The 14,320-nt window shown below is 67.1% G+C and carries 8 protein-coding genes, 1 tRNA gene and 1 pseudogene; 5 read left to right on the forward strand and 5 right to left on the reverse strand.

The window, feature by feature from the left end; genetic code table 11:
- Positions 1 to 25 precede the first annotated feature (25 nt).
- The 5 genes from ACWIGI_RS39975 to ACWIGI_RS39995 form a co-directional block, all read right to left on the reverse strand.
- Positions 26 to 4,927: an NAD-glutamate dehydrogenase gene (locus tag ACWIGI_RS39975; RefSeq protein WP_454208868.1), complete on the reverse strand. Its 4,902-nt coding sequence runs from the start codon at positions 4,925 to 4,927 to the stop codon at positions 26 to 28.
- 311 nt (positions 4,928 to 5,238) lie between these two features.
- Positions 5,239 to 6,915, reverse strand: coding sequence for an energy-dependent translational throttle protein EttA (gene ettA / locus ACWIGI_RS39980; protein ID WP_454208869.1), 1,677 nt, complete (start codon positions 6,913 to 6,915; stop codon positions 5,239 to 5,241).
- A gap of 10 nt (positions 6,916 to 6,925) precedes the next feature.
- Complete coding sequence (locus ACWIGI_RS39985; RefSeq protein WP_454208870.1) at positions 6,926 to 7,375, reverse strand: single-stranded DNA-binding protein; 450 nt, start codon at positions 7,373 to 7,375, stop codon at positions 6,926 to 6,928.
- A gap of 125 nt (positions 7,376 to 7,500) precedes the next feature.
- Positions 7,501 to 8,475 (reverse strand): threonine/serine dehydratase, encoded by a 975-nt coding sequence (locus ACWIGI_RS39990; protein WP_454208871.1) that lies wholly within the window; start codon positions 8,473 to 8,475, stop codon positions 7,501 to 7,503.
- The gene (locus tag ACWIGI_RS39995) at positions 8,472 to 10,511 is read right to left on the reverse strand and encodes a cytochrome c oxidase assembly protein (RefSeq protein ID WP_454208872.1); all 2,040 of its coding nucleotides are present in this window, start codon (positions 10,509 to 10,511) and stop codon (positions 8,472 to 8,474) included. Before ACWIGI_RS39995 ends, ACWIGI_RS39990 begins: the two co-directional genes overlap by 4 nt.
- A 204-nt stretch (positions 10,512 to 10,715) precedes the next feature.
- Here ACWIGI_RS39995 and ACWIGI_RS40000 point away from each other — a divergent pair.
- The 5 genes and pseudogenes from ACWIGI_RS40000 (at position 10,716) to ACWIGI_RS40020 (ending at position 14,297) form a co-directional block, all read left to right on the forward strand.
- A tRNA-Arg gene (locus ACWIGI_RS40000) sits at positions 10,716 to 10,789 on the forward strand.
- 97 nt (positions 10,790 to 10,886) lie between these two features.
- Positions 10,887 to 11,294: a hypothetical protein gene (locus ACWIGI_RS40005; protein ID WP_454208873.1), complete on the forward strand. Its 408-nt coding sequence runs from the start codon at positions 10,887 to 10,889 to the stop codon at positions 11,292 to 11,294.
- Positions 11,295 to 11,337: 43 nt separating this feature from the next.
- Positions 11,338 to 11,823 (forward strand): annotated as a pseudogene (locus ACWIGI_RS40010) (tyrosine-type recombinase/integrase); the annotation flags it as partial.
- 273 nt (positions 11,824 to 12,096) lie between these two features.
- A complete protein-coding gene (locus ACWIGI_RS40015; protein WP_454208874.1) occupies positions 12,097 to 12,573 on the forward strand; it encodes a hypothetical protein in 477 nt (158 codons plus the stop codon).
- A 119-nt stretch (positions 12,574 to 12,692) separates the two neighbouring features.
- Positions 12,693 to 14,297, forward strand: coding sequence for a tetratricopeptide repeat protein (locus ACWIGI_RS40020; protein ID WP_454208875.1), 1,605 nt, complete (start codon positions 12,693 to 12,695; stop codon positions 14,295 to 14,297).
- Positions 14,298 to 14,320 lie beyond the last annotated feature (23 nt).

The raw sequence follows: 14,320 nt of genomic DNA on the forward strand, positions 1-14,320 counted from the left end.
TGGCCGTTCAGCGAATCCACACTCGTCAACGCGGTACCTCCGATTGGGCGCCCACCCCGCTCACCATGCTGCGCACCTGCCGCGCCGCGACCGACAGCGTGGCGAGGTCGTGGGTTCCTGATTCGAACAATTCCGAGAGGGCAGCGCGGGCGCGACCCAGCCGGGACTGATTTTTCGACTCCCAGTATGCAATTTTCTCCTCGGCCGTCTCCTCCGGGTCACCGCCGGAGAGCACATCGAGGGTCAGCGAGCGCAGGGAGCCGTACATATCGTCGCGCAGCGCGAGCCTGGCCAGCGCGTGCCAGCGATCGCCGCGTTCGAGGTGGCTGACCGCCTGCAACAGCCAATCGATCTTGAGGTGGTCGTTGAGCGCGTAGTACAGCGCGCCCACCTCCGCGCCCTTGCGATCGGTGATGTCGGCGATGTCGATCACATCGAGCAGCGGGAACAGATTCAGCAACCCGAACACCTCGGTCGCCAGCTCGGCGGGCGCGCCCTGATCGATCAGGGTCTGCGACTGCCCGTGCAGGGTGTCGACGTGATGCCCGCGCAGCCAGCCCGGCACCTGGGGCGCGAGTTCGGTGACCTCGCGGGTGTACCGGTTGATCTCCGCGCCGACCGCGATGGGCTGCGGCCGGTTGTTGAGCAGCCAGCGCGAGGCGCGATCGAGCGTGCGCTTGGTCTCGAGCTCCAGGATGTCCTGGATGGCCGTGGACACCCTGGCCTCGCGAATGCGCTCCCAGATCGAATGCAGATCGAAGATCTGGGTCGCCGCGGTGAAGGCGCGCACCGAATCCGAGGCGGTCGCGCCGATCTCCTCGTTCAGGCGATGGGCGTAGGTGATGCCGCCCAGATCCACCACCTCGTTCACCAGCATGGTCGTGGTGATCTCGCGGCGCAGCCGGTGCTTCTTGATGGCCGCGCCGAACCGGGTGCGCAGCGGCTTCGGGAAGTAGTGCGGCAGCCGCGCCGAGAAGTACGTGCTGTCCGGCAGGTCGCCGGCGAGCAGGTCGGCCTTGAGCGAAAGCTTCACGTGCGCCATGAGATTCGACAGCTCGGGCGAGGTCAGGCCGATGCCCAGCTCGGCGCGCTGCTTGATCTCGGCGTCGTTGGGCAGCGCCTCGAGCTCGCGATCGACCCCGCGCCGCTGTTCCAGTTCCTCGATGAGGCGCTTGTGCACGTTCAGCATGCGCGGCGCCTCGGCACGGGACAGGCCCATGAGGTAGTTCTGGGACACGTTGTCCCGCAGCACCAGTGCGGCGACCTCGTCGGTCATCGAGGCCAGCAGCGGATTGCGCTCGGCCTCGGGCAGCTGCCCGCCCGACACCACGCCGTCCAGCAGCACCTTGATGTTGACCTCGTGGTCCGAGCAGTCGACGCCCGCGGAGTTGTCCAGCGCGTCGGTGTTCATCTTGCCGCCGTGCAGGCAGAACTCGATGCGGCCCAGCGCCGTGGCGCCGAGATTGCCGCCCTCGCCGATCACCTTGACACGCAGTTCTTTTCCGCTCACGCGGATCGCGTCGTTGGACTTGTCGCCGACCTCGGCGTTGGTTTCGGAGGCGGCCTTGATGTAGGTGCCGATGCCGCCGTTCCAGAGCAGCTGCGCCGGCGACTTCAGAATCGCGCGCATGAGTTCGGGCGGGGACAGCGCCGTCACGTCGTCGGCCAGGCCGAGGGCCGCGCGGGCCTGCGCGCTGACCGGAACCGACTTCACCGTGCGGTCCCAGACGCCGCCGCCCTCGCTGATGAGCGAGCGGTCGTAGTCGGCCCAGGACGAGCGCGGCAGCGCGAACATGCGCTCGCGCTCGGCGTACGAGGTCGCCGCGTCGGGATCGGGGTCCAGGAAGATGTGCCGGTGGTCGAACGCCGCGACCAGGCGGATGTGCCGGGACAGCAGCATGCCGTTGCCGAACACGTCACCGCTCATGTCGCCGATGCCGACGACGGTGAAATCCTGTGTCTGGGTGTCGATGTCCATCTCGGCGAAGTGCCGCTTGACGCTCTCCCACGCGCCGCGGGCGGTGATGCCCATGGCCTTGTGGTCGTAGCCGACCGAACCGCCGGAGGCGAAGGCGTCGCCCAGCCAGAAGCCGTAGTGCTCGGCCACCGCGTTGGCGATGTCGGAGAAGGTCGCGGTGCCCTTGTCGGCGGCCACCACCAGGTAGGTGTCGTCCCCGTCGCGACGGCGAACCCGTTGCGGCGGAACGACTTCGCCGGTGCCGCGGTCCACGTTGTCGGTGACGTCGAGCAGGCCGGAGATGAACGTGCGGTAGCAGGCGACGCCCTCGTTCTGCAGCGCCTGGCGATCGGCCACCGGATCGGCGGTCGCGGCGGGCGGCTGCTTGACCACGAAGCCGCCCTTGGCGCCGACCGGGACGATGACCGCGTTCTTCACCGCCTGCGCCTTGACCAGGCCCAGGATCTCGGTGCGGAAATCCTCCAGCCGGTCCGACCAGCGCAGGCCGCCGCGGGCGACCGGGCCGAAGCGCAGGTGCACGCCCTCCACCCGGGGCGAGTACACGAAGATCTCGAATTGCGGTCGCGGCTTGGGGAGTTCGGCGATCTCGCGCGGCTCCACCTTGAACGAGAGGTACTGCCGGGACTGGCCCTCGGCGTCGGTGACGTAGTAGTTGGTGCGCAGCGTCGCCTTCATCAGCCCGAGGATGGCGCGCAGGATGCGGTCCGCGTCCAGGCTCACCACCTCGTCGATGCGATGGCGCACCGCGCCCTCCAGGTCGCGGGCGTGCTCGTCGTCGGCGGAGTCGGGATCGAACAGCGCCGCGAACAGTTCCACGAACATGCGCGCGGCTTCCGGGTAGGCCAGCAGCACCCGGGTGATATTGGCCTGGCTGTACGGGAATCCGGCCTGCTGCAGGTATTTGGCGTAGGCGCGCAGGATCGACACCGCGCGCCAGTCCAGGCCGCCGCGCAGCACCAACTCGTTGAGGCCGTCGGCTTCGGCGTGGCCGTACCAGAGCGCCTCGAACGCCTCGGTGAAGCGCTCGCGTAAGCCGCGCACGTGATCGTCGAGGGCGGCCATGCGGGCGGAGGACTCCACCAGCTCGGCGTCCAGGTTGCTGTCCAGCGCGCTGCGCAGCAGCTCGGGGCGGGCCAGCAGGCCGAAATCGTAGATCCACTGTTCGGAGCCGCGGCCCAGCTCGATCTGGTGCGGGCGTTCGTCGATCACCTCCACGCCCAGGCTCTGCAGCACGGGCAGCACCTGGCTCAGCGAGATACCGCTGCCGCCGATGTAGAGGGTGAAGCGCCAGGAACCGGGAGCGGCGTCGGCGCGCCGGTACAGGTGCTGCTCGATGCCGCCTTCCCGAAGACCCTGCAGCCGAACGATATCGGCCAGCGCGCGGGAGGCCTTGAAGTCCTCCTTGTAGCTCTCGGGGAAGGCATCGGCGTAGCGCTGCACCACGGCCGGGTCCACCGTGGTGGAGGTGGCGACCTCGTCGCGCAGGTGATCGTCCCAGGTGCGGCTGGCCTCGGCGAGCAGATGCTGGATGCGCAGCCGGTTGGCCTCGGAGGTGTCGGCCGCGCCGCCCTGGTCGGGCAGGCGGACCGTGAAATACACACTGGCCAAATCGCTTTCGGAAACTCTGGCCGAGTAGTCGATGGAGTCGGCGGCGAGCTCGCGGACCAGGATGTCCTGCATCTCGAGGCGAACGCGGGTGGTGTAGCGGTCGCGCGGGAGGTAGACCATGCAGGCCACGAAACGGCCGTAGGTGTCCATCCGCATGAAGAGCCGGACCTGCCGCCGCATACCGACGTTCAGGACGGCGCTGGCCGTCCGGCGCAGGGTGTCGCCGTCGGAGGAGAACAGCTCGGTGCGCGGGAAGGACTGGATGACCTCGAGCATCTCCTGACCGGAGAAGGAGTCCAGGTCGAAGCCGCTGGATTCGATGATCGAGTGCACCCGGCCCTCGATGACCGGGATGTCCAGGACGTTCTCGTGCAGCGCGGTGACGGTGAAGACGCCGATGAACAGATGGACGCCCAGCACCGCGCCGTCGGGGTCGATCGCGGCGACGCCGACGAAGTACGGGTACACCGCGCGGTGCACGGTCGCCGGCACCAGGCCCTGGGTGAGCATGAGCAGCGGCTGATCACCGCTGTTGTCCGGAACGCGGAAGTCGGTGCCCACGTTGGGCCGCAGCACGCCGAGGCTGGTGCCCGGCACGATGGTGGACTTGGAGTTGCCGTCGATGGAGGTGCGCTCGTAGCGGGCGTAGCCGAGCACGGTGAAATGGCCGTCGGCGAGCCAGTGCAGCAGGTTCGCGCAATCGGTGAGATCGCTTGCGGGGTAGGGGGATGTGCCCGCGGCCACGGCCGCCACCAGTTCGTCGGCGACGCGCTCCTGCGCGGTGCGCATGGCACTGGTGTCCTCGATGACCTGGCGCACGTCGGTGAGCACGTCGGGCAGCGTGGTCTCGACCTTCTCCAGCAGTTCGCGACTGGTGGAGGGATGCAGCTGCAGGTGCATCCAGGATTCGCGCAGACCGGTGGCGCCGTTGCCGTCGACCTCGTGCGGCACCGCGGTTTCCAGCAGGCCCTCGGGGTCGCGGGTGACCTCGAAGATCGGGTGCACGACCTCGCTCAGGCTCACGCCCATGCGGCTCAGGAACGAGGTGACCGATTCCACCAGCAGGGGCATGTCGTCGGTGACCAGCTGCACGGCGGCGCCGAGATCGGTGTCGTCATCGTGGTGGTACACACGCACATTGGCGGTGCCCGGAACCCGCTTGACCGCGAGATCCACGTGGCAGCGGAAGATTTGGGTGGAGGTCGCGGGCACCGCGCAGTCGGCGTCGCCCGCGTCGACGTGGCGGAAATACGCCTCCTCGAGCGATACGAGGTTGCCGCGCAACGAGTCGGGCAAACTCGCAGCCCATGCCGCGCTGGACAATTCGGACGAGACCGTCATTTCGCCAACTCCCGGGGATTCGGTTTCCGCAATCAAGTGACGCCGGTCCGAGAGTAGCTGGGCACCGCTTGTGCCGGGCTGAATTTCTCCCAATGTCATCACGCGTCGCACACTCCGGACAAACCGGGCGGTACGGCGCTAGCGATGACTGACCGAAATTACCAGGTCGCACACGACAAACCTTGCACCAAAAGAGAATTCACGCAATAGGGCGAACGCGTAAACGCCTTGTTCGCTCTTCGATTGCCGTTCACCCGGGGGCCACTCGGTGGCCCCCGGCAAACATCAGGCAGCGCTTACGCGCGGTTGGGTTACCCGCGCGTGAGCTTGCGGTGGGTGACGCGGTGCGGGCGCGCCGCGTCCTGGCCCAGTCGCTCGATCTTGTTGGCCTCGTAGGCCTCGAAGTTGCCCTCGAACCAGAACCACGCGGCCGGGTTGTCGTCGTTGCCCTCCCAGGCCAGGATGTGCGTGCAAGTGCGGTCCAGGAACCACCGGTCGTGGGAGATGACCACGGCGCAGCCGGGGAAGTTCTCCAGCGCGTTCTCCAGCGAGCCCAGGGTCTCGACGTCGAGGTCGTTGGTGGGCTCGTCGAGCAGGATCAGGTTGCCGCCCTGCTTGAGGGTCAGCGCGAGGTTCAGGCGGTTGCGCTCACCACCGGAGAGCACCCCGGCCGGCTTCTGCTGATCCGGGCCCTTGAAGCCGAACGCCGAAACATAGGCGCGCGAAGGCATTTCCTGGTTGCCGACCTGAATGAAGTCCAGGCCGTCGGACACGACCTGCCAGACGTTCTTGTTCGGGTCGATGCCGGCGCGGTTCTGGTCGACGTAGCTCAGCGAGACCGTCTCACCGACCTTCACCGTGCCGCTGTCCGGCTGCTCCAGGCCGACGATCGTCTTGAACAGCGTCGACTTACCGACACCGTTCGGGCCGATGACGCCGACGATGCCGTTGCGCGGCAGGGTGAACGACAGATCCTTGATGAGCACGCGATCGCCGAAGCCCTTGTCCAGGTGCTCGACCTCGACCACGATGCTGCCCAGGCGCGGACCCGCGGGGATCTGGATCTCCTCGAAGTCCAACTTGCGCATCTTGTCGGCCTCGGCGGCCATTTCCTCGTAGCGGCCCAGACGCGCCTTGTTCTTGGCCTGACGCGCCTTGGCGCCGGAGCGAACCCAGGCGAGCTCGTCCTTGAGGCGCTTCTGCAGCTTCTGGTCCTTCTTGCCCTGCACCTCGAGGCGCTCGGCCTTCTTCTCCAGGTAGGTGGAGTAGTTGCCCTCGTAGGGGAAGGTGCGGCCGCGATCGAGCTCGAGGATCCACTCGGCCACGTTGTCCAGGAAGTACCGGTCGTGGGTGACCGCGAGGACGGCGCCCGGGTACTTGGCCAGGAACTGCTCGAGCCAGAGCACCGACTCGGCGTCGAGGTGGTTGGTGGGCTCGTCGAGCAGCAGCAGGTCGGGCTGGCTCAGCAGCAGCTTGCACAGCGCGACACGACGGCGCTCACCACCGGAGAGGTTCGTGACGGGCTCCTCCGGCGGCGGGCAGCGCAGCGCGTCCATGGCCTGCTCGAGCTGGGAGTCGATGTCCCACGCGTCGGCGTGATCGAGCTCCTCCTGGAGCTTGCCCATCTCCTCCATGAGTTCATCGGAGTAGTCGGTGGCCATGAGCTCGGCGATCTCGTTGAAGCGGTCCAGCTTCACCTTGATCTCGCCGAGGCCCTCCTCGACGTTGCCGCGCACGGTCTTCGCCTCGTTGAGTTCCGGCTCCTGCATGAGGATGCCGACGGTCGCGCCCGGCGCCAGCCAGGCATCGCCGTTGTTCGGCTGGTCCAGTCCGGCCATGATCTTCAGGACGCTCGACTTACCCGCGCCGTTCGGGCCGACGACACCGATCTTGGCGCCGGGCAGGAAGTTCAAGGTCACGTTATCGAGCACGACCTTGTCGCCATGCGCCTTTCGAACCTTGGTCATCTGGTAAATGAACTCAGCCATATGGGCAAGCCTAACTGTGTTGAGTTGCCGGTTCTCCGGCGCGGTCGGCATCGGCGGGGGGCTGTGCGGCCGGTGTGGGCAGGTCGGCGTGGCCGAAGTGTTTTCGCTGGACGGGGGCGACGCAACGGCCCAGGTCCGGCCCGAGCGCGGTGGCGCGCATCTCGAGGTCGGTGCGCTCCACACCGTCCCGAGTCGTGTACTCGTTCGAGCGCAGCTGACCGTAGGCGATGATCGGATCGCCGCGCTGCAGGGAGGCTTCCACGCCCTCCGCGAAGCGCTGCTTCCAGCAGGTGACGGTGAGATAGAGCGTACCGCCGTCGACCCACGCGCTGTGCGCGGCGTCGTAGCGGCGGGTGGTGCTGGCCAGGCGGAAGCTGAGCATCTGCTCGCCGCTGGGCAGCTGCCTGCGCACCGGATGCGTGACCACCCGGCCGATCACGGTGGTGTTGGCCTCGTACATCGCTGTCCCCCTCGCTGTTTCACCGAACTATCCGACCCCTCCAGCGTGACCGGCGGCACCCACCCGCACCAGCGGCTATGACAGATTGTGGACAACCTCGCCCGATGTGAACAGCCGCTGCGCGACTACAGCGTGGCGAGGTCGGTGTTCGCCCCGCACAGCACGATGACCGGCCGCTCCCCCGGCGCCGGGACGTACACCCCGCTCTGGATGGCAGCCAGCGCCGTCGCGCCCGCCGGCTCGACCACGATGCGGAACTCGCGCCACAGGTACTCCCGCGCCATCACGATCGCGTCGTCGCTCACCAGCAGCGACCGCACCTGATAGCGCTGGGCCACCTCCATCGCGATGGCGCCGATCCGGTTCGCGCCCAGGGCATCCGAGGCCACGCTCGACACGTCGACGTCCACCGGGTGACCCGCGGCGAGCGCGGCGTGCAGGGTCGGCGCGCCCTGCGGCTCCACGCCGATGACCCGCCCGCGCAGTCCCAGCGCCACCGCGATCCCGGCCACCAGACCGCCGCCGCCGACCGCGACCAGCACCGGCGGCCTGCCGCGCACCTGCTCCTCGATCTCCAACCCGACCACGCCCGCGCCCGCCACGATCTCGGGCAGGTCGTAGGCGTGCAGCTGCATCGCGCCGCGCTCACCGGCGAGTTTGCAGGCGTAGCGGTGCGCCTCGGCGTAAGTGGTTCCGTGCCACAGCACTTCGGCCCCGTGCGACCACATGGCCGCGACCTTGGTGTGCGGCGCGGATTCGGGCACCACCACCGTGCAGGACAATCCGCGCAGCGCGCTGGCCAGCGCCGCGGCGATGCCGGCGTTACCGCCGGAGGCGATCACCACCTTGCCGGTGCGGGAACCGGACTGCAACAGCGCGTTCAGGCAGCCGCGCACCTTGAAGGTGCCGCCGTGCTGCAGGTGCTCGAGCTTCAGCGTGACCGGAATCGGCCCGCGCGGGCCGAGCACCTCGGTGTGGAAGACCGGCGTCTTGCGGGTGTGCCCGAGCAGCAGCCTGCGCGCCCGGCGCACGTCGGAGCGGTACAGCCGCTTGATCTTCCGAGCCCGGTGCTCGGGTGGTGCGGGACGGCGATCACTCACTTGCGAACCTCTCGATCGCGACGGGCCAGCTCGGCGTACATGGCGTTGTACGCGGCCAGATCCGCGTCGTCATCACGCTCGGCGGCGCGATCCAGCCGGGTGGCCAGTCGCTTGTCGCTGCGCGACCACTGAATCAGCAGCGCGAGCATCACCACCACCAGCGGGATCTCACCGCTGGCCCACGCGAGGCTACCGCCGGTGTGCTGATCGTCGAGCAGGTTGTTGTTCCAGCCCAGGCCGAGCCCGCGGTAGAACCAGCCGCCCAGCACCGTGGTCATGCTCATCAGCGCGATGCCGAAGAAGGCATGGAAGGGCAGCGACCCGAACACCATGCCCAGCTTGGCGAGCGGCTCGACCTGGCGCGGTTTCGGATCAATGCCGATGACCACCCAGTAGAAGAGGTACCCGCTCAGCAGGAAGTGGACGTTCATCAGCAGGTGCGCGCCGTGCGAGCCCACGAACTGGTCGAAGACCCCGCCCAGGTAGAGCACGTAGAAACCGGCGACGAAGAAGACCGAGGCCACCACCGGCTGGGTCATGAAGCGGGACACCGGGTTGTGTACCCCGGCCAGGATCCACTCGCGAGGTCCGGGCGGGGCGTCGCGGCCCGCGGGCGGCAGCGCGCGCAGGGCCAGCAGCACCGGGCCGCCCAGGGCGAACAGGATCGGCGCGAGCATGGACAGCATCATGTGCTGGCCCATGTGCACGCTGAACATGGCCGGGGCGTAGCGGCCGATGCCGGAGCTGGTGCCGATCAGCAGCACCGCGCACCCGGACATCCAGGCAATCGTCCGGCCCATCGGCCAGGCGTCGCCGCGGGCGCGCAGGCGCAGGACGCCGCGCAGGTAGACCACGGCCAGCACGAGGGCGAGCGTGCCGAAGATCAGATCGAAGCGCCAGTCGAGCAGCAGGCGCGCGGCGGTGGGCGGTCCGGCGAGGTTGTATCCGATCTCCACCTCGGCCGGGGTGGGCACCGAGCGCGGATCCGGGGGCGGCGTGCGGCCGAGGCCGACCGCGATGCCGAAGGTCGCCGCGAAGACGAGCGCCTCGACGCCCGCGAAGCGGATCAGCGCGCCGCGATCGGCGGGATCGCGTTCCAGGGCGGGCAGCGCGCGGCGGCGCTGCGCGAGCCCGATCAGGCCGAGCAGCAGCAGGGCGGCGGTCTTGGCGAGCACCAACCGGCCGTAGGTCGTGGTGAACAGCTCGCCGAAGGGCACCCGCACCCAGGCGTTGATCACGCCGCTGATCGCGATGACCACGATCGCGATGGTGGCGACCCGGGAGAAGCGCCGGGCGGCCAGGCCCGTGTATTTGCCCTCGCGCAGCGCGTAGGCCAGCACCGCGAACAGTCCGCCCACCCAGAAGCAGGCGGCCAGCAGATGCAGGATCAGGCTGTTGGTGGCGATGTCGTGCGCGCCGCCGGAGGACGAGTGCCCGGTCAGCGCGACCGGAAGCAAGCAGACGATGGACAGCACCAGCAGCACCGGGGTCCAGCCCCAGCGCAGCGCGAGCCGGCAGCCGACGGCCAGGGCCAGTACGAAGAACACGGTGTAGCGCCACGATCCGGCCACGTCGACCTGATTCGCGGCACGCCACACCGATTCCGGGCGCAGCGAGTCCATGAAGGGTTGCCCGGTGGTGTCCGACAGCGTCAACGGCACCAGCAGGGCCGCGGCGCCGGCCCACACCAGCGCGGCGTTGCCCGCCCGGCGCAGCGCCCGGTACCCGCCGACGTCGAGCACCCCGTTGGGCTGCGGCGGCACGAAGAACGCCGCGAACAGCAGCGATCCGACCGCGATCGCGGCGGCGAGATCGGCGACCGCGCGGACGGCGGGCAGGCCGTACGTGGTCAGCGGTCCCGGGTCGGGAATCCCCAGCAAACTCAGGGCCTGCGAGGCGGAAAGTCCGACCACCAGCGCGGCCGCCACCGCGGCCAGCGCACCCGCCATCGCTGCGACGACGGTGAAAGTCACCCCCGAGCCCGACCGGTGCGCCTGAACCTCAGCTGCTGCGGGCGAGTCCTGCGGTGACGACATACGCTCAGGGTAGTTCGGAGCGGGGGTCCGGACTTCCCGGGGGTTTACGGTCCTGCGGTCTGCACTACCGGCCCGACGCGCCGATCGGTTGCTAGCTAAGCGCACTTACCTAATCTGGACGCTCGCTATACTCAACGCGCTGGACACCGCGCCCGATATGGGCAATGGTGTTTGGTGGCCGCATCGCCCACGATGCACCGCGCTGCCTCCGTAGCTCAGTTGGATAGAGCAAGGGCCTTCTAATCCCTAGGTCGCAGGTTCGATTCCTGCCGGGGGCGCACACGATCCCTGAGCTGCGCAAATCTTGCACAGCTCAGAGGTTTTCAGTCTGCACAACGCTCCCCCACCTAGGAACTTCGCCGGTAGAATCCGGTGATGGGGCAGGGGCTGGACGACATCGACGAACTCCTCGAAGACTTCAAGACTGAGCTTCGCCGAACCAACAAATCCAAGGGCACGATCGACACGTACGGCCGTGACGTCGGCTACTTCGTCGCGTTCCTGGGATCGCTGACCCCTCCGGTCGCTCCAACGTCCGCAGCGCTGACACGCCCGAACATCGGTGCCTATATAGAAGACACTCTCACCCGTACGAACAAACGTACGGGTCGACAGGTCACCCCCGAATACGCTCACCGCCAGTACCGCAGCCTTCAGCAGTTCTGCCGATACCTGGAGGGCGAGGACATTCTGACGCCCAACCCGTTCGACAAGATGAAGCCCCCACTGTTCCCGACAAGCCGATCCCGGTCCCACCGATCGAGGCACTGCGAAAACTGCTAGCTGCCTGCGAAGGAACAGACTTTAAGCGCGCCGGGACACCGCCCTCATCAGACTCATGGCCGACATCGGCCCGCGAATCAACGAGATCGCACCGCTTGACGTCGACGCCCTCGACTTCCAGGAAAATACGGCCCTGGTCCTCGGCAAGGGCCGACGTCCACGCAACCTCCCTTTCAGCGACAAAACACGCATCGCGCTTCGCCGGTATCTCCGCGTGCGTGCCCAGCACCCCCAGGCAGCACACAACGCATCCGCTCTGTGGCTGGGCCGGCGTGGACCGATGACAAGCTCGGGCATCCAACAGATGCTGGAACGCCGCGCCGACGAGGCAGGTATCGACCGGATCCGCCCCCACCAGTTACGGCACTTCTTCGCACACAACTGGCTCGCCAACGGCGGGCAGGAACAAGATCTAATGATGCTGGCAGGTTGGCGGTCTCGGCAGATGATCGGACGTTACGCACGCGCCACAGCGGAGACCCGCGCGAAGGAGGCTCATCGCAAGGCCAGACTCGGCGACCAGCTGTAGATTTCCGATCCAAGACCGCAGCGTGTCAAGAAAGTCTCCAACTAGCAACTCTCGCCGCAGTCGATCTGCAGGAGCTGGCGCCCCATACCCCGATGTCACGAGGCCGAGCTCGGAGACAATAGTGCAGGCCCGTCGGACGATCCGGATTCTGGCAACGATGCACTTCTAGGTGGTGCACCTCGCCTGGAATCCGTTGCAAGGAAAACGATTTCAGCTATGGTTTGGTAGCGGCTCCACAGTGGCGGCGCCAGTTCGAACAGGAGGACGACCGGGGTGGATCCGAATATCGTGGCAGCGGCAGTCGCAGCAGCATCCGCTGTGAGCGCTGGCCTCACAGCGGGCCTCACTGACGCTGCCAAGACCGCGGTCGCTGACGCCTACTCGGCGTTGAAGGGAGTGCTTTCGCGTAATCATCCATCGGTCGATCTCGTGGTCGTGGAATCGCGTCCGATGATCGAGTCACGACGGACGGTCCTTGCCGAGGAACTCGCCGAGTCCACTGTCGACCGTGACCCTGAATATTTGACGGCGGCAAGGGAATTGGTGCGGGTTATCCGGGAGTCCGCGCCATCCGCAGTCGAGGTGGTCGGTGTGAAGCTGGAACGGTTCAAAGCCGGCGAGCTCAATATCAGCGGCGTGAGCGCTTTGGGTCCCGGGGCCAGCGGGTTCTTGGGTACGGATGTCGAGATCGGTGGCAAAGCAACCATTACCGATATTTCCGCCTCGCAGGAGCCGCCCCACCCTCGGTAAGCGCGGCCGCTGACTCCGCGTCCGCAGCACACGCACGTTACGACAACACTCAGGTAGGCCGCGACTTCAGCCACCACGGCGGAAACCACGCGGGCCGCGATCAATACTTCTACGGTGCCGTGCAGCACGCACCAAAACGGTTGGTAGATCTGGTCGAGGTTCGTGGCAGCAATGGCATGCTGCCGCCGGTGGAGTCGCTGTCCCCGTATTCGGTGAAGGCAACCCCGTCCGACTTCGGCGACATCGACCAGCATGGAAAAACTGACCCGTATGTGCCACGCACACGTAACGATGTTGATGTCCGGGTACGGTCGGCGTTGAGCAGTGGTCGTTTGGTGGTGGTGATCGGGCCGTCAAAGGCTGGCAAGACCCGCACTCTGTTCGAGGCCGTCCGACACGAAATGCCCTCAGCGTTGATGGCGGTCCCAGACCCGTCGACCGCCGCCTCCATCGCGGACTGCCCGGAATACGCGAACGGATCGCAAACCGTGGTGGTGTGGTTGGAGAACCTAGACCAGTTCACCCGCGGCAGTGAACGATTGACACCTCTGGTGCTGGCGCGACTGACAGCACGCCCGGGCCGCACGGTGGTCGTTGCGACTCTACGCAGCGAGAAATACGACGAACTCAACGCCGGCGGGGAGCTCAGCGACGAGGTGCGAACGTTGCTAGAGCAGGCCAGACGGATCGAGTTGGAGCCGACCAGCGAAGACCCGACCGAACAGGCAGCAGCGCAGTCTCTATATCCAACAATGGATCTGTCTCGATACGGGCTCGCAGAAATGCTTGCTGGCGCACCGGCTTTGCTGCGCCTGTACCGACGTGGCGGTGATCGACGAGGCGTCACCGAGCAGGTCGCTGCTTACTGCGTGGTCGTTCAGGTGGTCATCGACTGGGCTCGGATCGGATTCGTGGGCGGGGTTCCCCACGATCGCCTGTTGGAGCTTGCGCGGAGGCGGGCCGATACCCGATATCCGGCCTATGACATCACCGACGCACACCTCAACTCTGCGATCGCAGAGGCTCGCCGACCGCAGGAAGGCACAGGCCACACGACCGCAATCGAAGTCACGACGGTAACTGGCTGTCGCGACCGCAGCTACAAACCGTTCGACTACCTGGTGGCCGCTGACGACACCAACAATTTCCGCGCGATCCCTGAAGAGTTCTGGCACGATGCGACCGACGGCACCGATCCGCCTACCCTCGCACATCGGGTCGGTATCAGCGCGTACAACCGCGGATTGCTCGGCGTCGCTGAAGCCGTCTTTCGTCGCGCCGTCAGCGCAGGCCATGCGGGCGGCATGCTCAATCTCGGACTTCTGCTACGCGATCGTGGCGACCTCGACGAGGCCGAAACCTGGTACCGCACCGCCGCCGACAGCGGCCACACCGGCGCGATGTACTTCCTCGGACGCCTGCTACAAGATCGTGGCGACCTCGACAAGGCCGAAACCTGGTACCGCACCGCCGTCAACAACGGCGACACCGGCGCGATGTACTTCCTCGGACGCCTGCTACAAGATCGTGGCGACCTCGACAAGGCCGAAACCTGGTACCGCACCGCCGCCGACAGCGGCGACATCGGCGACACCGGCGCGATGATCGCACTTGGACTTCTGCTACGCGATCGTGGCGACCTCGACAAGGCCGAAACCTGGTTCCGCACCGCCGCCGACACCGGCCACACCGGCGCGATGTACTTTCAAGTACACCTCCTATAAGGACGACGCGACCTAGACAAGGC

The organism is Nocardia sp. NPDC055321 (assembly GCF_053645575.1).